The sequence below is a fragment of the Thalassobaculum sp. genome, assembly GCF_040219615.1.
GTDB lineage: Bacteria > Pseudomonadota > Alphaproteobacteria > Thalassobaculales > Thalassobaculaceae > Thalassobaculum_A.
Window position 1 is genome coordinate 111,281 of the sequence record NZ_JAVJSE010000008.1, and the last position, 19,374, is coordinate 130,654.

Annotated in this window: 21 protein-coding genes; 10 read left to right on the forward strand and 11 right to left on the reverse strand. The window is 71.6% G+C overall.

The window, feature by feature from the left end; all coding sequences use genetic code 11:
• Window positions 1-2: 2 nt before the first annotated feature.
• Window positions 3-1,652 (reverse strand): thiamine pyrophosphate-dependent enzyme, encoded by a 1,650-nt coding sequence (locus RIC31_RS03610; protein ID WP_350103210.1) that lies wholly within the window; start codon window positions 1,650-1,652, stop codon window positions 3-5.
• A gap of 233 nt (window positions 1,653-1,885) precedes the next feature.
• Here RIC31_RS03610 and RIC31_RS03615 point away from each other — a divergent pair, with 233 nt between their 5' ends.
• Entirely contained in the window at window positions 1,886-3,793 is a 1,908-nt protein-coding gene (locus RIC31_RS03615; RefSeq protein ID WP_350103211.1) for a hybrid sensor histidine kinase/response regulator, read from the forward strand.
• An 18-nt stretch (window positions 3,794-3,811) separates the two neighbouring features.
• Here the strand turns inward: RIC31_RS03615 and RIC31_RS03620 are convergent, their stop codons facing one another.
• Window positions 3,812-4,549, reverse strand: a complete 738-nt coding sequence (locus tag RIC31_RS03620; RefSeq protein WP_350103212.1) for a response regulator — start codon at window positions 4,547-4,549, stop codon at window positions 3,812-3,814.
• Between the two features lie 256 nt (window positions 4,550-4,805).
• On the opposite strand from RIC31_RS03620, the gene RIC31_RS03625 reads away from it, so the two are divergent.
• From RIC31_RS03625 to RIC31_RS03635, 3 genes are all read left to right on the forward strand, one after another.
• Window positions 4,806-5,423, forward strand: a complete 618-nt coding sequence (locus RIC31_RS03625) for a helix-turn-helix domain-containing protein (RefSeq protein ID WP_350103213.1) — start codon at window positions 4,806-4,808, stop codon at window positions 5,421-5,423.
• Between the two features lie 62 nt (window positions 5,424-5,485).
• The gene (locus tag RIC31_RS03630) at window positions 5,486-5,890 is read left to right on the forward strand and encodes a response regulator (RefSeq protein WP_350103214.1); all 405 of its coding nucleotides are present in this window, start codon (window positions 5,486-5,488) and stop codon (window positions 5,888-5,890) included.
• A gap of 94 nt (window positions 5,891-5,984) precedes the next feature.
• Window positions 5,985-7,394 (forward strand): amidase, encoded by a 1,410-nt coding sequence (locus RIC31_RS03635; protein ID WP_350103215.1) that lies wholly within the window; start codon window positions 5,985-5,987, stop codon window positions 7,392-7,394.
• Window positions 7,395-7,484: 90 nt separating this feature from the next.
• Here RIC31_RS03635 and RIC31_RS03640 read toward each other — a convergent pair whose 3' ends face one another.
• The 3 genes from RIC31_RS03640 to RIC31_RS03650 form a co-directional block, all read right to left on the reverse strand.
• On the reverse strand, window positions 7,485-9,155 hold the full coding sequence (locus RIC31_RS03640) for a thiamine pyrophosphate-binding protein (RefSeq protein ID WP_350103216.1): 1,671 nt from the start codon (window positions 9,153-9,155) through the stop codon (window positions 7,485-7,487).
• Window positions 9,152-9,745 carry an SRPBCC family protein gene (locus RIC31_RS03645; protein WP_350103217.1) on the reverse strand — a complete coding sequence of 198 codons (594 nt, stop codon included), beginning with the start codon at window positions 9,743-9,745 and terminating at the stop codon, window positions 9,152-9,154. Before RIC31_RS03645 ends, RIC31_RS03640 begins: the two co-directional genes overlap by 4 nt.
• Before the next feature lie 96 nt (window positions 9,746-9,841).
• Window positions 9,842-10,810, reverse strand: a complete 969-nt coding sequence (locus RIC31_RS03650) for a DMT family transporter (protein ID WP_350103218.1) — start codon at window positions 10,808-10,810, stop codon at window positions 9,842-9,844.
• 98 nt (window positions 10,811-10,908) lie between these two features.
• Here RIC31_RS03650 and RIC31_RS03655 point away from each other — a divergent pair, with 98 nt between their 5' ends.
• Together RIC31_RS03655 and RIC31_RS03660 are read left to right on the forward strand one after the other, a co-directional pair.
• Window positions 10,909-12,366, forward strand: coding sequence for a M81 family metallopeptidase (locus tag RIC31_RS03655; RefSeq protein ID WP_350103219.1), 1,458 nt, complete (start codon window positions 10,909-10,911; stop codon window positions 12,364-12,366).
• A gap of 134 nt (window positions 12,367-12,500) precedes the next feature.
• Window positions 12,501-13,247 (forward strand): class I SAM-dependent methyltransferase, encoded by a 747-nt coding sequence (locus RIC31_RS03660; protein WP_350103220.1) that lies wholly within the window; start codon window positions 12,501-12,503, stop codon window positions 13,245-13,247.
• Between the two features lie 8 nt (window positions 13,248-13,255).
• Here the strand turns inward: RIC31_RS03660 and RIC31_RS03665 are convergent, their stop codons facing one another.
• The 3 genes from RIC31_RS03665 to RIC31_RS03675 all read right to left on the reverse strand — a co-directional run bounded on the left by RIC31_RS03665 (window position 13,256) and on the right by RIC31_RS03675 (window position 16,026).
• Complete coding sequence (locus RIC31_RS03665; RefSeq protein WP_350103221.1) at window positions 13,256-14,782, reverse strand: NAD(P)H-dependent oxidoreductase; 1,527 nt, start codon at window positions 14,780-14,782, stop codon at window positions 13,256-13,258.
• Between the two features lie 88 nt (window positions 14,783-14,870).
• A complete protein-coding gene (locus tag RIC31_RS03670) occupies window positions 14,871-15,689 on the reverse strand; it encodes an aldo/keto reductase (RefSeq protein WP_350103222.1) in 819 nt (272 codons plus the stop codon).
• 130 nt (window positions 15,690-15,819) lie between these two features.
• Entirely contained in the window at window positions 15,820-16,026 is a 207-nt protein-coding gene (locus RIC31_RS03675) for a hypothetical protein (protein ID WP_350103223.1), read from the reverse strand.
• A gap of 185 nt (window positions 16,027-16,211) precedes the next feature.
• Between RIC31_RS03675 and RIC31_RS03680 the strand changes: the two genes are divergently transcribed.
• The gene (locus RIC31_RS03680) at window positions 16,212-16,835 is read left to right on the forward strand and encodes a DUF1326 domain-containing protein (protein WP_350103224.1); all 624 of its coding nucleotides are present in this window, start codon (window positions 16,212-16,214) and stop codon (window positions 16,833-16,835) included.
• The gene (locus tag RIC31_RS03685) at window positions 16,836-17,630 is read left to right on the forward strand and encodes a DUF2182 domain-containing protein (protein WP_350103225.1); all 795 of its coding nucleotides are present in this window, start codon (window positions 16,836-16,838) and stop codon (window positions 17,628-17,630) included.
• A gap of 68 nt (window positions 17,631-17,698) precedes the next feature.
• Here RIC31_RS03685 and RIC31_RS03690 read toward each other — a convergent pair whose 3' ends face one another.
• The 3 genes from RIC31_RS03690 to relB all read right to left on the reverse strand — a co-directional run bounded on the left by RIC31_RS03690 (window position 17,699) and on the right by relB (window position 18,652).
• A complete protein-coding gene (locus tag RIC31_RS03690; protein WP_350103226.1) occupies window positions 17,699-18,088 on the reverse strand; it encodes a DoxX family protein in 390 nt (129 codons plus the stop codon).
• A gap of 86 nt (window positions 18,089-18,174) precedes the next feature.
• Window positions 18,175-18,444: a type II toxin-antitoxin system RelE family toxin gene (locus RIC31_RS03695; RefSeq protein WP_350103227.1), complete on the reverse strand. Its 270-nt coding sequence runs from the start codon at window positions 18,442-18,444 to the stop codon at window positions 18,175-18,177.
• Window positions 18,428-18,652: a type II toxin-antitoxin system RelB family antitoxin gene (gene relB / locus RIC31_RS03700; RefSeq protein WP_350103228.1), complete on the reverse strand. Its 225-nt coding sequence runs from the start codon at window positions 18,650-18,652 to the stop codon at window positions 18,428-18,430. Before relB ends, RIC31_RS03695 begins: the two co-directional genes overlap by 17 nt.
• A 182-nt stretch (window positions 18,653-18,834) precedes the next feature.
• On the opposite strand from relB, the gene RIC31_RS03705 reads away from it, so the two are divergent.
• A complete protein-coding gene (locus tag RIC31_RS03705) occupies window positions 18,835-19,056 on the forward strand; it encodes a copper chaperone (protein ID WP_350103326.1) in 222 nt (73 codons plus the stop codon).
• A 36-nt stretch (window positions 19,057-19,092) separates the two neighbouring features.
• Complete coding sequence (locus RIC31_RS03710; protein ID WP_350103229.1) at window positions 19,093-19,278, forward strand: HepT-like ribonuclease domain-containing protein; 186 nt, start codon at window positions 19,093-19,095, stop codon at window positions 19,276-19,278.
• Window positions 19,279-19,374 lie beyond the last annotated feature (96 nt).

Consider the following 19,374-nt stretch of genomic DNA (forward strand, 5'->3'; position numbering starts at 1 on the left):
GCCTACTCCGTGCGCTTCGGTTTGCTGGGGGCCGGCCGGATCACCGGCCAGGGCTCGGGCATCTCGCCGACCGGCACCTCGATGACCGTCGGCCGGCGCGCGGCGAACGCCTCGCGGACCGCGATCTCCAGGGCCTCCGGGGTCTCGGCGCGGCGGCCATCGGCGCCGTAGGCTTCGGCCAGCTTGACGAAGTCCGGGTTGGTGAAGCGCGAGCCGATGACCCGGCCGTCGTGCAGCTCCTTCTGCATGCGCAGCACGTTGCCGTAGGCGCCGTCGGCGAATACCACCGCCACCACCGGCAGCTTGTGGTGCACGGCGCTGGCGATCTCGCTGGCGGTGAACATGAACCCGCCGTCGCCGCTGACCGACAGCACGGCCTTGTCCGGGTTGGCGGCCTGCACGCCGAGCGAGGTGGCGTAGCCGTAGCCGAGGGTGCCCTGGTAGCCCGGCGTCACCATGGTGCGGGGCGCGTAGACCGGGAAGCCGATGCGCGCGACATAGGCGACCTGGGTGAACTCGTCGACGAAGAACCCGTCGTCCGGCAGCGCCCGGCGCAGCGCCCCGAGGAACGCCATCTGCGGCCCCACGGCGCTGACCGCCTTGTCGTGGTGCCGGGCGCGCAGCGCCGCGAGCTCGTCGGCCCGGGACTCCCGCCGCCGGTTGTGCGCGGGCAGGGCGTCCAGCAGGGCCCGGGCGGCGTCGCCGGCGTCGGCGACGATGCCGATCGCCGGCCTGGCGACCCGGTTGATCTCGGTCGGGTCGAGGTCGACGTGGATCACCTTCACGCTGTCGTCGAGCCCCCAGAAGGTCCGCTCGATCTGCATCCGGCAGCCGATCGCCAGGGCGGCGTCGCAGTCCCCCCAGTACTCGTTGCCGGAGGAGTGGTTCAGCGCGTAGGGGGTGCGCTCGTCGACGATGCCGCGGCCGTTCTGGTAGGACACCACCGGCGCCTGCAGCATCGCCGCCAGCTCGCGGATCTCCGGGGTCGCGCCATAGGCGCCGCCGCCCACGAAGATCATCGGCTGCGCGGCCTGCCCGAGGAGCTTCGCCGCCGCCTCGATCTGGTCCGGATCGAGCGTCGGCGCCGGATCGGGCGCGCCGAGGATCGGATCGCCGACCGGTGCCTTCATCGCCAGGACGTCCATCGGCACCTCGAGAGCGACCGGCCGTGGCCGCCCGCTCCGGAGCTGCCGGAACGCCTCGGCGACCGCGCGCGGCGCCTCGGAGGGATGGTCGATGCGGGCGGCGTGCTTGGTCAGGCGCTCCAGGATACCGAGCTGATCGGGGATCTCGTGCAGCATACCGAGGCCGCGGCCGATGGCGTCGGACGGGATCTGGCCGGTAAACGCCAGCACCGGGGCACTGCAGCCGTAGGCCGTCGACAGCGCCGCCGTGGTGTTCAGGATGCCGGGACCCGGCACCACCGCATAGGCGCCGATCCGGCCGGTCGACTGGGCCCAGCCGAAGGCCATGTAGGCGGTGCCCTGCTCGTGCCGCGCATTGACGACCCGGACCTCGTTGCCGTGATCGTGCAGGGCGTTGAAGAAGTGATCGAGCTGGATGCCGGGCAGGCCGAACACGGTGTCGATGCCGTTCACGATCAGCGATCGCACGACGGCCTCGCCGCCGCTGATGGGGGTTGTTGATGTCATGACGCTCTCCGCTGGACGGACGGCCATGCTGGCGCCGCGGGCCGGGGAGGGCAAGCCGGGTTCGAACGCGAACCGGCACGACAGCATGCGGCGAATGGCGTCGGGCCGGATCGGGCGGGAGCCGCCGGCGGTCCGGGTTGGACCGACGCAAGCGTTGTGTTTCAATGCCCGCACGGCGCGCAAACCCGCAAGCCGTGTGGGGTCCTTCCCTTCGTTCTTGCCTGGATGCCAGGATGGCGGACGACGTCGAGAGCCGGCTCGAGATCGCGTCGGAGGAATTGCGCCAGTTTGCGCACGCCCTGGACCTCGTGCCGGCCATGGTCTGTAGCCTGGACGGGACGATCCTGACCTGGACCAGGGCGATCGGCGGCGTGTTCGGATGGTCCGCCGAGGAGGCCGTCGGCCGCCGCTCGGACGAACTGCTCGACACCGTCTTTCCCGGACCGCGCGAAATCGTCGAGGCGGAGCTCCACGCCGGGGGCGAGTGGCGGGGCGAACTGGTCCACCGGCACCGTGACGGCCACCGGGTGGTCGTCGAGAGCCACTGGGTGGTGCACCACGACCCCGAAGGGCAGCCGGTTTCGGTGCTGCGGTTCATCCGCGAAGTCACCGAGTCGAAGCGTGCCCAGGCCATGATCGAGGAGCGGGAGGCACGGCTTCGCTCGGTCCTCGATACCGCCCCCGACGCCATTATCACGATCGACGCCAAGGGCATCGTGCAGTCGTTCAGCCACGCGGCCGAGCGCCTGTTCGGCTATGCCGCAGGCGAGGTCATCGGCCGGAACATCAACATGCTGATGCCCTCGCCCTATGCCGAGGCCCATGACGGCTACCTCGAACGCTATCTGCGGACCGGCGAGAAGCGGATTATCGGGATCGGCCGGACGGTACAGGCGAAGCGCAAGAACGGCACGGTCTTCCCGATCGAGCTCGCAGTCGGCGAGGTGGTGCTTCCGGGCGAGCAGGTCTTCACCGGCTTCATCCGCGACATCTCGGCGCGCGAGCGGATGGAGGAGGAGCTGCGTCAGGCCCAGAAGATGGAGGCAGTCGGTCAGCTGACCGGCGGCGTCGCGCACGACTTCAACAACCTGCTGACGGTGATCTCCGGGAACCTGGAACTGCTGGAGCGGCGTGTGACCGACGCCGACGACCGTGAGATTCTGCAGGAGGCCCAGGAGGCGACGGCGCTCGGCGCCCAGCTCGCCAGCCGCCTGCTGGCCTTCGGGCGGCGGCAGCCGCTGAACCCCAAGCCGGTCGACCTGAACGCCCTGGTCAAGGGCATGGTCGACCTGCTGCGCCGCAGCCTCGGCGAGCAGGTCCGCATCGAGCCGCGGCTGGGACCGGGCGTCCCGGTGGTGATGGCCGATCCGGGGCAGGTCGAGAACGCCCTGCTGAACCTGGCCATCAACTCGCGCGACGCCATGCCGGACGGCGGCCAGCTCGTCATCGACACCGGGTTGGTGGCGGTGGAAGGCGAGCCGGCCGAGCTGGAGCCGGGCGCCTATGTCACCCTGACCGTCTCGGATACCGGGACCGGCATGTCGCCCGAGGTCCGCCAGCGGGTCTTCGAGCCGTTCTTCACCACCAAGGGCCCGGGCGCCGGCAGCGGGCTCGGCCTGAGCATGGTGTATGGCTTCGTCAAGCAGTCCGGCGGCCATATCGCGTTGCAGAGCGAGCCGGGGCGCGGCACGGCCATCACCATCTATCTGCCGGTGCGGGCGGAGGACCTGGAGGTGGTCGGCGAGACGGCAACCGCTGGCGAGGCGGTGGCGGCGGTCGGCGAGGTGGTGCTGGTGGTCGAGGACGACGAGCGGGTCCGGCGGGTCGCGCTGCGGCGCTTGAAGGCGCTCGGCTACCGGACGCTGGAGGCCGACAGCGGGCCGGCCGCGCTGGCGGTGCTGGACCGCGGCGAACCGGTCGACATCCTGTTCTCCGACGTGGTGATGTCGGGCGGCATGACCGGCTTCGAGCTGGCGGTGCTGGCGCGCGAGCGCCGGCCGGGCCTGCAGGTGGTGATGACCTCGGGCTACACCGACCCGGCGATGATCAGGAACGGTCAGATTCCGGGAGACACCCGGTGGCTCGCCAAGCCCTACAGCCTCGCCGAACTCGAGGAGGCGCTGCGGCCGGCGGTCTGCTGATCGGACGGCGGACTCCCGTCAGACCGGCCGCACCTGAGCGGCGAACAGGTAGCCGGCGCCGCGGACGGTCTTGATCAGGGTCGGGTTGGCATGGTCGGCCTCGACCTTCTTGCGCAGCCGCATCACCTGGGTGTCGACGGTCCGGTCGTAGGCCGCCCACTCCCGTCCCTTGGCGAGATCCATCAGTTGCTCCCGGCTGAGCACCCGGTTCGGATGCTGCAGGAAGGCGCGCAGCAGCTCGAACTCGGCCGTGGTGAGCGGAACCGTCGAACCGTCGGGGGCCCGCAGTTCCCGTCGCGGCAGGTCCAGGATCCAGCCTTCGAATTCCAGTGTCTCCCCCTTCGGAGCCTGTGCGTCCGGCGCCACGGGGGTCTCGGCGGGCCGGACACGGGCGCGCCGGCTGACCGTCCTGATCCGGGCCAGCACCTCGCGCAGATGGAACGGCTTGGCGATGTAGTCGTCGGCGCCGGCCTCCAGCCCCACCACCCGGTCGATCAGGTCGCCCTTGCCGGTCACCATGATGATCGGTACGTCCGACTGCCGGCGGATGTCGCGGGCGAGCGACAGGCCGTCCTCGCCCGGCATCACCAGGTCGAGCAGGACGATATCGATCTGCTCCTGCTGCAGGACGGCGCGCAACGCGCTTCCGTCGCCGGCCTCGGAGACCTTCAGGCCTTCCTCGGCCAGATAGCGCCGGAGCATGGTGCGGATCCGTGGCTCGTCGTCGACGATCAGGACATGGAGGGCATCGGTCAAGGCACTGATCCCGGTTGGTTGTCACAGACTGTCACACTTCGTCTCGCATCAGCTACACGACACCGGCCTTGTCGCCATAGCCGCGTGACGTTGCGCCCTTAGAACCTGAACCCATCGGATCGGTCGCGAACCGACGGAACGCAGGGTCGAGAGGCAGGTCATGGAAACGCAAACCGCTTCGCATCTCTCCACCACGAATGGTTTTCGAAGCCTCGCCGTTTGCCAAGACGGGACGCGGCCGGCGGCGCTCCAGCGGATGGCGCCGGGCAGCATCCTGTTCTCGGAAGGCGACGAAGCCGAGGGCGTGTTCGAGGTCGTGAGCGGCACCCTCCGGCTCTACAAGGTTCTGATCGACGGCCGCCGGCAGATCATCGGCTTCGTGTCGGGCGGGCAGTTGCTCGGCCTGGCGGCGCAGCGGCAGTATCTCTGCACGGCCGAGGCGGTGACGCCGCTGACGCTGCGCCGCTACCAGCGTCCGGCCTTCGAGCGCCGGATCGACGAGGAGCCGGGCCTTGCCCGGCGCCTGCTGACGGCGGTCTCGAACGAACTCCGCATGGCCCAGGACCAGATGGTGCTGCTCGGGCGCAAGTCGGCGTCGGAGAAGGTCGCGAGCTTCCTGCTGAGTCTGGCGGCGCATGAGGACGGCGAGCACGACGATCACGTCGACCTGCCGATGGGGCGCGGCGACATCGCCGACTATCTCGGCCTGACCGTCGAGACCGTGTCGCGCACCTTCACCAGGCTGAAGAGCGACGGGCTGATCGCTCTGCCGACGCCGGCCAGCGTCGAGATCCTCGACCTCGAGCAGCTCGCTGATCTGGCGGCCGGGGTCGGCGATGACGACGGCTGGAACCGCAAGGGCGGGCGCTGGTGACGGTCGTTCGGAATTTCGCGAGGGTTTGCGGGCGCGGCCCCGGTCTCGAGGAGGTTTCGCCGATGGAATTCCGCGACGATTTCGGCGCGACGGGTGGCGGGCTTCGTCGGCGCGCCCTGGTGGTCGCCTCGGATCTGGTGGCGCAGGGGGTGTGCCGGTCCGCCCTGGAGGCCGCCTGGGACGTCGAGGTGGTCGACAGCGGGGTGGCCGCGGTGATCGCCGCCCGCCAGAGCGTGCCCGCGGTGATCTTCATGGACCTGCAGCTGCGCGACGTGCCCGGCGGCGAGGCGATCGGGTGGCTGCGCTCCAACCCGGGGCTCGGCGCCGTGCCGATCGTGCTGATCGCCGGCGGCTCCGAGGACGATGCCGAGATAGCCGCGATCCATCCCGCGGCGCTGCTGCGCAAGCCGGTGTCGCGCGGCGCCGTGGAGCGCGTCGCCAAGGGCCTGGACGGCGGGCGGGCTTAGGCCGCCTGGGTGGCCGGTCGGCGCTTGCCTGCGCTTCCCGGAGCGGTGACAGTGCTGGGGTCGTCCCGCCGCCGATCGTTCCAAGGATGCCGTCATGACTCCCCTCTACGCGCTGACCGCCGCCGAGCTGGCCGAGGCCTATGCCGACCGCAGCCTGTCGCCTGCCGAGGTCGTCGAAGCCGTGCTCAGCCGGGTCGAGGCCTGGGAGCCGCACGCCAACGCGATGTACCGGGTGCACGGGGATGCGGCCCGGGCGGCGGCGGCCGCGTCGGCCGCGCGCTGGCGCGAGGGCCGACCGCTCTCGCCGCTGGACGGTGTGCCGATCACCCTCAAGGAGAACCTCTACACCGCCGGCGATCCGGCCCCCATCGGGGTGGCGATCGGAGACCTGACGCCGAAGACCGAGGACTCGCCGATCGCCGCCCGCGCCGGGGAGGCCGGCTGCGTGCTGATCGGCAAGACCACCATGCCGGACTACGGCATGCTGTCGTCCGGCCGGTCGTCGATCCACGGCACTACGCGCAATCCCTGGAACCTGGAGCGCAACACCGCGGGCTCGTCCTCGGGCGCCGGGGCGGCCGCGGCCGCCGGCTACGGGCCGCTGCATGTCGGCACCGACATCGGCGGCTCGGTCCGGCTGCCGGCCCATCACTGCGGCCTGTTCGGGCTGAAGCCGTCGCTCGGCCGGGTGCCGATCCACCCGCCGTTCATGGGCCGGGCCGCCGGGCCGATGACCCGCACGGTGCGCGACGCCGCGATGCTGATGAACGCGATCACCCGGCCGGACGGGCGCGACCACATGAACCTGCCCTACGATCCGGTGGACTACGCCGCCGGCCTGGAGGGGCTGTCGGCCAGGGGGCTGCGGATCGGCCTGATCCGGGCGATGGGCGCGGGCCTGGAGCCGGAGCCGGCGGTGGTCGACGCCGCGGTCGCGGCGGCCGGGGCTCTGCAGGCCGCCGGCGCCGAGGTCACCGAGATCCCGTCCTTCCTGACGCCGGACATGCTGGAGGGCATCTGCCGGTTCTTCGAGGCGCGGTCCTACAACGACGTCATGGCGCTGACCGAGGAGCAGCGCGGCCGGATCCTGCCCTTCGTGGCGGAGTGGTGCACGTGGCGGGCCGGGACATTCAGCGGCGCCGACGTCATGGCCGCCTACATGCAGGTGGTGGCGATGCGCGAGGCGGCGGTGCAGGCGGTCGCCGGCTTCGACTTCGTGATCTCGCCGGTCGCCCCGATCGTGTCCTACCCGGCCGAGGCGCATTCGCCGAGCGAGGATCCGCACAACGCGCTGGCGCACATCGCCTACACGGTCGCCTACAATTTCTCGGAACAGCCCGCGGCCTCGGTCAACTGGGAGTTCAGCGCCGACGGCCTGCCGATCGGCGTGCAGCTGATCGGTCAGCGCTTCGACGATCTCGGGGTGATGCGCCTGGCTCGGCTGGTCGAGCAGATCCGTCCGGCACAGAAAGCCTGGCCGGAGCCTCCTTCGCGGCTCCGCTGACGCGGAGCGCCTCAGGATGAGGCGGCCTATCGTGCGCCGGGATGGGTACGCCTCATCCTGAGGCGCCTCGCGAAGCGGGGCCTCGAAGGGTCAGGCCTCGCCGTAGTGGATCCGCCGGTAGGCCCGCGAGGGGATCAGGTCGTCGATCTGGAAGTCCCAGAGCCCGGCCGAGTTGGCCGCCTGGTGCTCGTCGAACAGCGCGGCGCAGCGGCCCGGCTGGCTGACCGTGCTGCCGCGCAGGCCGAAGCCGGTGGCGACCCCGGCCAGGTCGCCGCGGCCGTGGATCGCCTCGCGCGGCTCGTGGCCGCCGGCCCGGAACTTGTGGAACTCGGCGCCGTAGCCGCCGTCGTTCATGACCGCGACCAGCATCCGGATGCCGTGCCGGCGGATGGTCTCCAGCTCCTGCACGTGCAGGTACAGGCTGCCGTCGCCCTCGATCAGCAGCACCTTGCCGTCGCCGCGGTCGGCGGCGACGCCGATGGCGGCCGGCAGGCCGGAGCCGATGCCGCCGAAGTCGCCGATCACGTGGTACTTGTCGGTCGCCCGGCCGGACATGTGGGTCATGGCGATCGAGAAGTAGTGGCCGACCCCGACCACCACGTCCCAGTCCTTCGGCACCGCGGCGTCGAGCTCCAGGATCGCCTTGCGCGGGTCCAGCAGGTTCGGTTGCGGGGTGTAGACCTTGCCGTCCGGCACGTCGGCGGCGACCGCTGCCGCCATCTCCGGCGAGCGGAAGCCGGCCTTCGCGATGCCGCGCCGGTCCAGCGCCTCGACGATCGCCTCGGCGGCGGCGCGGGCGTCGGCCCGGACGTGCAGGTCGGCGGTGCGCAGGCCCTGCCACAGGCCGCGCGGGTTGGTGTCGATCTGCACCACCTGGGCCATCGGGTACAGGTAGCCGCCCTCGGTGGTGTAGTGGCCGAGTCCGGCGCCGACGCCGATCACCAGGTCGGCCTCGGCGAAGCGCTCGCGCGCGAAGTCGCTGGCGAAGGCCCCGGCGATGCCGATCGCCCAGGGGTTGCCCTCGAACGCCGCCTTGCCGAGCAGCGAGTTGGCCATCAGCGCGCCGGCCCGGTCGCCGAGCGCCTCGAGGGCGGCGCGTGCGCCGCTGCGCGTGGCGCCGCGGCCGGCGATCACGACCGGCCGCTCGGCCTCGGCGATCATGTCGACCACCCGCTCGACCATGTCGGGGTCCGGGATCGGGCGCTGCGGGGCCGGCACGAAGCCGGCGGACGGCAGGTACTCGGCGAGGAACGGGTAGTCCTTCTTCTGCAGGTCCATCGGGATGCTGAGCACCACCGGCCGGCGCTCGACCTTGGCGATCACGAAGGCCTCGCGGACGTTGTCCAGCACTCGGTCGATGCTCTTCACCGCGATGAAATGCGCACCGGTCGCCAGCGCCAGCGGCGCCTGGTCGATCTGCTGCAGGTACCAGTTCGCGCCGATCGGCGAGTCGCCGGCGAACACCACCATCGGGGTGTTGGCGCGCGCCGCCATGGCGAGCGCGGTCATGATCTGGGTGAAGCCCGGCCCGCAGGTGGTCGACGCCACGCCGACCCGGCCGGTGGCGCGGGCGTAGCCGTCGGCCATCGCCACCGCGGCGTGCTCGTGGCGGGCATGCAGCACCTTGACCCCGGCCTGCTCGGCCATCGCCGCCGACCAGTACATGTTGGCGTCGCCCATCAGGGTGAACAGCGTCTCGACGCCCTCGGCGACGAAGGCCTTCACCAGCATGTCGGTGACGGTGAGCTTGCGGGCGTTCATGTCTTCCCCCCGAACAGTGAGCCGAGCCACGACTTGAAGGCGCGCCACAGCAGGCCGGCGGCGCTGAGCTCGCGAGCGGGCGCCGGGGCGGCGGCCGGCGCGTCCGGTACCGGCGAACCGGCGCCGGTCTCGGCCGTCGCGCCGCCGCGCTCGGCGGCCAGCCTGGCGAGGTTCCCGGAGAACTCGGCGAGCAGGGCGCGCGCCACATGCACGCCGCCGGCGTTGGCGAAGCCCTCGAGCGGCCCGGTGACCGTGAAGCTGCCCTCGACGTTCAGCACCGTCTCGGCTTCGCCGGATGCCGTGACCGTGCCGGAGGCGAGCGCGTGCGAGGCGCCGCGCTGGTCGATGCCGCGACCCTCGATCGAGCAGGTCCGGGCGGCATGGTCGTAGGTCAGCTCGGCCTCGCCGCGGAAGGTGGCGACGGTCGGCCCGAACTTGACCCGGATCGAGCCGCGCCACAGCCCATCGCCCTGGTCCGGCGCCAGCTCGGCGCCCGGGATGCAGGACGCGATCAGCGCCGGGTCGCTCAGCAGCGGCCAGACGGTCTCGGGGGGCGACGGGATCGTCGTCTGTTCGGTGATCGAGGGCATGGCGTTCGCCGGTCGGCGGAAGGTGGGACGGACACGATAGACCCTGGGTGCGCGCCTGGGAACCGGGGTGGGCGGCCGGAACCGCGGGGCCGGCCGTCAGCGCCGGTAGCGCGGGGTGTCGGAGACCCGTGCGGCCCGAATCCGGGATTCCCGCCAGACCATGAACAGCCCCGAGCCGGCGATCAGCGCGATCCCCAGCAGTGCCACGCCGTCCGGCCATTCGTCGAACACCGCCACGCCCCACAGCACGGACAGCGGGATCGCCACATACTCGAGCGGCGCGATCACCGACGCCGCCGCGACCCGGTAGGCCTGGCTGATGCAGAACCCGCCGAACGCCGAGGCGACGCCGATGACCACCAGCACTGCCCAGTCCCCGGGGGCCGGCATCACCCATTCCCGCAGCAGGAAGTCGAGGGAGGCGTTGCCGGTCCCGCCGAACTGCCCGCCGCCGACCGCGAGGCCCATGGCCGCCGACACCGCGATGAAGGTGACCTGGATGTAGAACGACATGGCCAGCGCGCTCTCGGTCCGACCGATGTAGCGGGTCAGCATGTGCAGCGAGGCGTAGCCGAAGGCGGCGGCGATCGGGCACAGCGCGGCGAACTGGAAGACCTCGGTGCCGGGCCTGAGCACGATCAGCACCCCCAGCAGGCCGACCGCGATCGCCGCCCAGCGGCGCGGACCGACATGCTCGCCCAGGAACACCACCGAGAACACCGCGATCACCAGCGGCGAGACGAAGAAGATCGCCACTCCCTCGGCCAGCGGCAGGGTGGCGAGGCCGAGGAAGAACGACATGTTGGCGAACACCACGCAGCCGCCGCGCAGCAGGTGCAGACCGAGGCGTCGGGTCCGCAGCGCCGCGAACCCGCCCGACAGCGGCAGCAGTACCGCCAGCAGCACGGCCATGCCGATGATCGCGCGGAACAGCACGACCTGGTGCAGCGCATAGCTCCCGGACATGAACTTGATCGCCACGTCGTTGATCGAGAAGCAGAAGACGGCGATCACTGCCGAGACCGTGCCGAGCAGCGGCGGGTTGTTCGCAAGCGATTTGATCATGGTTGCATATGACAGGCCGAACGCCGGCGGCTCAACCGATATCGCAGTGGGTCGGTCGTGCTAGCCTCGACCGGGTCGACCGGTTGCGGAGGGCGGGAATGACGGCGCGGATCCTGGTCGCCGGGCTGTGGCACGAGACCAACACCTTCTCGCCGATCGCGACCGGCCTGGCGGCGTTCCGGGCCTACCAGTGGGCCGAGGGCTCGGGCTTGGCGGCGTGCTACGGCGGGACCAACACCGAGATCGGCGGCATGTTGGCGGGGCTGGCCGCGGCCGGGCTGACGGTCGTGCCGGGGCTGTTCGCCGGCGCCATCCCGTCCGGCACGGTGACCGGCGACGCGTTCGAGGCTCTGGCGAAGCGGATCGTCGCCACGGCGCGCCGTGAGCGACCCGACGCCGCGCTGCTGGCCCTGCACGGCGCGATGGTCGCCGACGGCTTCCCGGAGGCCGACGCCGAGCTGGCCCGCAGGGTGCGCGCGGCGCTGCCGGCCGGCGCGCCGCTGGTCGCGACCTACGACCTGCACGCCAACGTCTCCCGGGCTCTGGTCGACGCCTGCGACCTGCTGGTCGGCTACGATACCTTCCCGCATACCGACATGGGCGCGCGCGGCGTGGAGGCGGCGGCCCGGCTGGCGGCGATGCTGGCCGACGGCACCCGCCCGGCCAAGGCGTTCCGCAAGCTGGCGATGATCACCGTGCCGCAGATGCAGGCGACCGCCGAGCCGCCGATGGCCGCGGTCATGGCCCGGGTCGCGGCGGCCGAGGCTGTGCCGGGGGTGGACGTGGTGTCGGTCGCCCAGGGCTTCGCCTATGCCGACGTCGACCACCTGGGGATCGCGGTCACCGGCTACGGCAGCGATCCCGAGGCGCTGGCCCGCGAGGTCGACGCGGTGGCGGCGATGCTGGAAGCCGCGCGCGAGGAGTTCCGCCCGGCGCTGGTGCCGGTGACCGAGGCGGTGGCGATCGCCGCCGAGCCGGGCGCCGGTCCTGTCGTGCTGGTCGAGCCGGCCGACAATGTCGGCGGCGGCGCGCCCGGCGACGGTACCGCGATCCTGGCCGAGATGGTCCGTCGCCGGGTCGCCGGCACGGTTGTGATCTGGGACCCGGATGCGGTGGCGGCGGCGCGCGGCCGGGCAGGGTTCGCCGGCCCGGTCGGCGGCCGCACCCTGCCGGCCCTGCACGGCCCGCCGGTCGTCCTGGAGGGTGCGGTGGTGTTCGACGAGTCGGCGGTGCGCTACGTCCGCGACGGCGCCTACATGACCGGCCAGCAGGTGCCGATGGGCGACGTCGCGGTGGTACGGACCGGCTTCGGCCTGACCGTCGTGCTCACCTCCGAGCGGGTGATGCCGTTCGACGACACCCATCTGCGCCGCGTCGGCATCGATCCGGCGGCCGAGCCGGCGCTGGTCGCCAAGTCCGGCAGCGCCTGGAAGATCGCGTTCCAGGCGATCGCCCGGCGCGCCGTCGCGGTCGACACCGGCGGGGTGTGCGCGTCGCTGGTGGAACGGCTGCCCTATACTCGGGCGGCGGCGCGGCGATGCTGGCCGCTGCGGTGACCGAAGCAGGGCTTGGCGGGAGTCCGTGGGCGGCACCCGGCGGCCCGGCAATCGTCAGGTGACCCGGAGCCTTTCGATCGGACAGTTGGTACCGTAGGCACAGCGGAAATTACATGAAGCGGGGGGCGCGGTGGATGGAGAGGATCAGGTCCTGGCTCTGGTCGGTGTTTCAGAAGGAAGGCTTCGAGCCGGGCCTGATCGGACTGCTCTTCAACCCCTACTACACGATCCGCCGCCGCCTGCTGCAATGCCTGAGGCGCTACGCCGGCGACATCACGGGCGAGCGTATGCTCGACCTCGGCTGCGGCAGCCAGCCATACCGTCACCTGTTCGACGTCCCGGAATACATCGGCCTCGACGTCGAAGTGAGCGGGCATGACCACACGACCTCACGCATCGACCTGTTCTACGACGGCAGATCGATCCCGTTCGCGGATGGCCATTTCGACGCGGTCCTGGCCACCGAGGTGTTCGAGCACGTCTCTCATCTCGACGAGCTGATCGGGGATATCAACCGGGTGATCCGGCCGGGCGGCGCCCTGCTGGTCACGCTGCCGTTCGTGTGGCCGGAGCATGAACGGCCCTACGACTACGCCCGCTATACGTCCTACGGGATCGTGAAGCTGCTGACCAAGAACGGCTTCGAGGTCGCGGGCCACGCCAAGGCGGGCAACAACGTCGAGACGATCTTCCAGATCCTGGCGGCCTATGTCTGGCACACGGTGCTGCCGACAAGCCCGACCCTGAAGTTCCTGCTCGCTCCCCTCACATTGGCGCCGTTGCACATCGTCGGGATCGCGCTTGGCGTGGTCCTGCCCACCGACGACACGCTCTACCAGTGCAACGTCGTCTACTGCCGGAAGGTCGGGCCGCCGCGGTAGCGGCCGCCTCACGCCAGCAGGGCCAGCAGCGGCAGGACGACGAACCAGGCGATGTAGAGCAGGGCGTTGACCAGTAGGCCGTCGATCCGGGCGGCGGCGCGGACCTTGCGGCGGGTCCGCAGGATGGCGTGCAGCAGCCAGGCGGCGTGCAGCGGGGCGACCAGGGCGACCCCGGCCAGCAGACCGACCCCGGCGGCGCCCAGCAGCACGACCGCCGTGCCGGCGGCCGCCAGCGCCAGGCCGGCGGCGGCGATGAACGCGCCGTCGATGCCGAGGATCACCACCAGGGTGCGCTTGCCGGCGGCCCGGTCGGCGGCGTGGTCCGGGATGCCGGCGAGCAGGATCGCCGGCAGCACCGCCAGGCACAGCGGCAGCGCCACCAGCGCGGGCAGCGGGTCGGCCAGCGCGCCGCCCTGCAGGGCGTAGCCGGCATAGAGCACGCCGAAGCCGTGGGTCAGCGCCACGTCGAGCTCGCCGAGGCCGCGGTGGCAGAGCTTCAGCGGCGGCACCGTGTAGCCGATCGCCAGCACCGCCAGGACCGGGACGACCGCCACCGCAGCCGGCGGCAGCCCGTGCAGGGCCAGCAGCCCCAGGACCGCGGCCGCCCCGGCCCCGGCCAGGACGGCGCCGCGGCCCAGCTCGCGTTCGGTCAGCCGGCCGTCGACCAGCACCCGCGAGCCGCCGGAGAACGGCCCGTAGTGCCGGTTGCGGCGGTCGCTGTCGCGGTCGAACAGGTCGTTGGCGAACACCGTCGCCGCCTCCAGCAGGAACAGCATGAGGTAGCCGAGCCAGAACGCCGCCTGCTCGAGGGCCGACTCCCGGACCGCGATCAGCGCGCCGACCGCGTAGGCCGCCAGGGTCATCGGGTAGAACTGCAGCCGCAGCGCCCGCAGCCACGAGCCGGCGGTCCGCAGGGCGGCGTGCAGCGGCGGCCGCGGCCCGCGCGCCAGGCTCTCGCCGCGCCGCCGGGCCTTCTCGATCCAGTCCCGGCGCTGCGCCGGTGTCGAGTCCTTGACCACCGCGAACGGGGTGAAGCAGGTGGTCTCGATGCCGCAGAAGCCGAGGGTGGCGTCGGCCATCGCCCTGCGGCCGGGCGACCCGTAGAACAGCCGGTAGGCCAGTGCCGGGGTGTCCATGGTGGTCAGCAGCTCGGCGGTGCGGGGGCCGAGCCGGCCCTCGAAGCCGAGGCCGCCGGTGGTCTCCTCGAACGCCCAGCCCGGGACCAGCAGCCGGTCGAGCGCCCCCTTCAGCAGCGCCGGCATGGTGCCCCACCAGTTCGGGTACACCAGCACCAGGTGGTCGGCCCGCTCGACCGATTCCTTGAGTGCCTGCAGATCGGGTTCCAGCGCCTGCCCGCGCGGGCTCGGCTCGACCACGTTCGGGTCGAACCGCAGGGCCGACAGGTCGACGGTCTCGACCCGGCAGCCGGACGCGCTCGCGCCCTCGGCATAGGCCTCGGCCAGCGCCCCGCACAGGCTGTCGCGACCGCGCGGATGGCCGAGCAGAACGAGCACCGCCGGTCCGGCTTCGGTCATGGATCCTCCGGTTGGTGGCGCGGCGCCCGGCGGGCGGCCGGCTTCGGTATCGTCAATGCCGGCGCTCGCCGTCGGTTCGCCGGAACGGTCAGTCCCAGGCCGGGGCGAAGGCCGGGTTCACGAAGCGCCGGTCCTTCGGCAGGCCGGCGATCGCCTCGCGGTCGGCGTCGTCGAGCGTGACCGACCAGGCGTCCAGGTTGGCGCACTGGCCGGCGGCCCGCGACGACTTCGGGATGGCGCAGACGCCGTCCTGGTCGAGCAGCCACTTCAGGGCGACCTGGCCGGCCGAGACGCCGTGCCTGGCCGCGATCTTCGCCAGCACCGGGTCGTCCGCCGCCCGGCCCTGGGCCATCGGGCAGTAGGCCACCAGCGGCACGCCCTTCGACCGCAGGTAGCCGAGCACCGCCGACTGGTCGAGATAGACGTGGTACTCGACCTGGTTGCAGGCGACCGGCGCGCCGATCTCGTCGATCGACTTGCGCAGCAGCGGCAGGGTGAAGTTGGCGACGCCGAGCGCCCGGATCCGGCCCTGCTCCTTCAGCCGGCCCAGGGTCTCGAAGATCGCCCCCAGGTCCATGCCCGGCGCCGGCCAGTGCACCAGGTACAGGTCGACATGGTCGAGCCGGAGCTTCCGCAGGCTGTCGTCCAGGGCGCGGCGGATGGCGTCGGGCGCCAGGTGGTCGTGCCAGACCTTGGTGGTGACGTGGAGGTCATCGCGCGCAACGCCCGATGCGGCGATCGCCGCGCCGACCTGCTCCTCGTTGCCGTACATCTCGGCGGTGTCGAGGTGGCGGTAGCCGACCGCCAGCCCGCTCTCGACGGCGGCCTGGCCGGCGTCGCCGGTCAGCTTGAAGGTCCCGAGGCCGAGCTTGGGCATGGCGATGCCCTGGGTGGTGACGGTCTGCATGGGAGGGCTCCTGGACGGTGGGCGCGAAGATGGCGGGGCAGGGACGGGCCTGCGGGCCATGGTTAGCACAGCCGCCGGCCGACCGTCGCCCCGTGACCGGCAGACCTGGCGGCCGGCCGCCGCCATGGCGCTATGCCCGCTTCCATCCGAAGTAGGCGACGACCAGGCCGACCGCGAAGGGCAGCCAGAACATGTACACCGCCTCCCCGGTCAGCCACTGGATCGAGGGCCTGGCGTTGCTGGTGTTCCAGCTGGCGGCCATGCCGTTCAGGAACACCCACCACGCCAGCGCGCCGATCGACAGGGCGGCGCCCAGAAGCATCAGGAAGAGTCGCATCCGTCGAGTCTCCGCTCGGTTATCGAAGACCCCACCTGCGCCCCGCTCATCTTCGCCCGGTTGCCCGACCCGGCGCCAGGGGATTGTCCGGCGACCTTGGCCGCGCCCCCGCCGGCGCCCTAGTATGGTCCGGCGGTCCCGGGGGAACCGGGGGGGCGCGCGACGGCGGAGAGCGGGAGGCGAGCATGGCCGAGCCGGACTGGCGGATCAGCGGCGAGTACATGGAAAGCTGCAACTGCGACTACCTGTGCCCGTGCATCTATACCAGCCCCCAGGAGGGGGCGACCCTGGACAACTGCACCGCGTCGCTGGTGTTCCGCATCGACGAGGGCAGCAGCGGCGGCGTGAAGCTGGACGGCCTGAGCTTCGCGCTATTGATCCGCAGCGGCAAGGTGATGGCCGACGGCGACTGGGTGCTCGGCTGCGTGGTCGACGCCCGCGCCGACGCGGCCCAGCGCGCGGCGCTCTCGGCGATCGTCGGCGGCGAGGCCGGCGGCACCCCCGGCATGATCCGCAGCAAGCTGGTCGGCGACTTCCGCGGCGTCGAGTTCCGGCCGATCGACTTCCGCATGGACGGCACCCGGCGCTCGGTCGAGATCCCCGGCGTGCTGTCCTTCGAGATCGCCGGCGTGATCCCGCGCCACGGCGGCGACCAGCCGATGTTCATCGACAACACCTCGCACCCGGCCGGCCGCCGGCTGGCGCTGGCGCGCGCCAAGAGCTACCGGGTCGAGGGCTTCGGCCTGGACCTGGAGATGATCGGCCAGCGCAACAACGGCCATTTCGCGCCGTTCGCCTGGGCGGCGTAGATGGCCGGCGGCGGCGCGACCCTGCCGCGGCTGCCGCTGCGCGAGCGCACGATCGTCCTGGCGGCGGTCGCCGGGGTGACCGCGCTGGCCTGGCTGTACCTGGTGGCGTTCGACGGCGGCATGCCGGAGATGGCGGGCATGAGTGCGATGCCGGGCATGGCGATGCCGATGGCCTGGACGCCGGCGCTGGCCGCGGTGACCTTCGCCATGTGGTCGGTGATGATGGCCGGCATGATGCTGCCTGGCGCGGCGCCGATGATGCTCACCTTCGCCGCCCTGCACCGCCGCGAGCCGGCGGCCCGGGACCGCTGGCTGCCGACGGCGCTGTTCGCGTGCGGCTACCTGGCGGTGTGGACCGGGTTCTCGGCCGCCGCCACGGCGCTGCAATGGGGGCTCGACCGGCTGGCCCTGCTGTCGCCGGCGATGGCCGCGTCGAGCGCGCTGCTCGGCGGCGCGCTGTTCGTGGCCGCCGGGATCTACCAGGTCACCCCGCTGAAGCAGGCCTGCCTGCGCAACTGCCGCTCGCCCTTCGCCTTCCTGCTGAACCGCTGGCGCCCCGGCCCCGGCGGCGCCTTCGCCATGGGGGTCGAGCACGGTGCGTGGTGCCTGGGATGCTGCTGGCTGCTGATGGCGCTGCTGTTCGCGGTCGGGGTGATGAACCTGCTGTGGGTGGCCGGGCTGGCGCTGCTGGTGCTGGCCGAGAAGCTGCTGCCGGGCGGGGAGTGGGTGGCGCGGGCCGGCGGGGCGGCGATGATGGGATACGGGGTCTGGCTGGTGGTGGCCACCGGAGGCTGACCGGTCACGCCGAGAAGCAGGGGCACGCGCCCCTGCCGCTCATTCGGGGGATGACGCGCCGTCGCGGCTCAATCCCGCCGCTGCAGGCGGTCGACGCTCCACGGGCCCGGGCCGGCGGCGGCGATGTACAGGAACACGAAGCAGTACAGCGCCGCCAGCTCGCCGCCGTTCAGGATCGGGAAGAACCCGCGCTGGGCATGGGCGATGAAGTAGGCGGCCGCCATCAGGCCCGACAGCACGAAGGCGGTCGGGCGGGTCGCGAGGCCGAGCACGAGCAGCGCCCCGCCGACCAGCTCGAGCAGCCCGGCGATGCCGCCCAGGCTGAAGGTCGCGACGTCGTTCATCGGCCCGACCGGGAAGCCCAGATGCTTGGCGGTGCCGTGCTGCAGCAACAGCAGCCCGGCCATGATCCGAAGCGCCGAGAGAAGCTGCGGCTGCCAGCGCGAGAGGAAGGTCATGGGAGGCTCCGGTGGGGTGTGGGTTTCTGGAAGGGACAATGCACCGGGACGGCGGCGGTTCGCGGCGATCTGTGCGTCCGGCGACGTTACCGGTACACCTCGCGCCGATGCCCGACCCGTACCACGATGATCCGCACCGTGCTGTCGTCGATATGCGCGATCAGGCGCCAGTCGCCGACGCGGTACTTCCAGAAGTCGCCGAACCGGTCGCCGCGTAGCGCCTGGCCGACGCTGCGCGGGTCGTCGAGCGGGGCGATGCGGTCGCGCAGGAAGCGCAGGATACGGCGCGCGGCCTCGGGCCCGAGCTTGTCGAGTTCCCGTGAGGCCGCGCGCTCGAACTCAATCCTCCACGCCATGGCGCTCGATCAGTTCCGTCAACGGGACCGTGTCACTGCGGCCGGCGGCGAGGTCGCTCATCCGCTGCTCGGCGAGGTAGATGTCCTCGAGGTCATCGAGATGCGCGGTGATCGCCTCGCGGGCATAGTAGCTCTTGCTGCGCCCTGTGCGCTTGGCGAGCGCGTCGAGGCGGGCTTCGAGGTCGGCCGGGAGTCGGAGAGCGAGCATGGGGCGGCTCCGTCGGTTGCTATACAAGTGTAGCGATACGATACGAGTATAGTATTGTCATCCCGGAACGGCTCTGAGCTACGGTCTCGGTATTGCGGAGTTGCGTCGCCGGCCCTCGTGCTATGTCGCCTCAGGTCGTGCACTCGACGCCCGCTCCGGCATCACGATGCTCGTTGAGCCGAGTGCACTGTCACCGTAATTCCCTGCACCGCCGCGAGCCGGCGGCCGCCGACCGATGGCTGCTGACGGCGCTGTTCGCGGTCGGGGTGATGAACCTGCTGTGGGTGGCCGGGCTGGCGCTGCTGGTGCTGGCCGAGAAGCTGCTGCCGCGCGGGGAATGGGTGGCGCGGGTGAGCGGGGCGGCGATGGCGGGGTACGGGGTCTGGATGATGGTCGCGGGGTGAGGGTCGTCCCCTGGTGGGGTGTCGGCGAAGACTCAATTGAACCGCCAGGATGCGGAACTGGTCGAGGACATCCTCAAGGCGATCAACCAGATCTCCGACTACACCAAGGGCCAAAGCTACGAGGCCTTTCTCGAAGACACCAAGACGCAGGACGCGGAACTTCGGTGTGAACCGGGACATCGGTTGGAACGTCATCCAGGAGAAGCTGCCCGGCCTGCGTGAATCGCCGGCTTCGACGCTCCGGGCGGACGAGGGATAAGGCCATCATCCGTTCCGCTGCCGATCCTGGGGGGACCATGGGGCGGGGGAAATCTATCG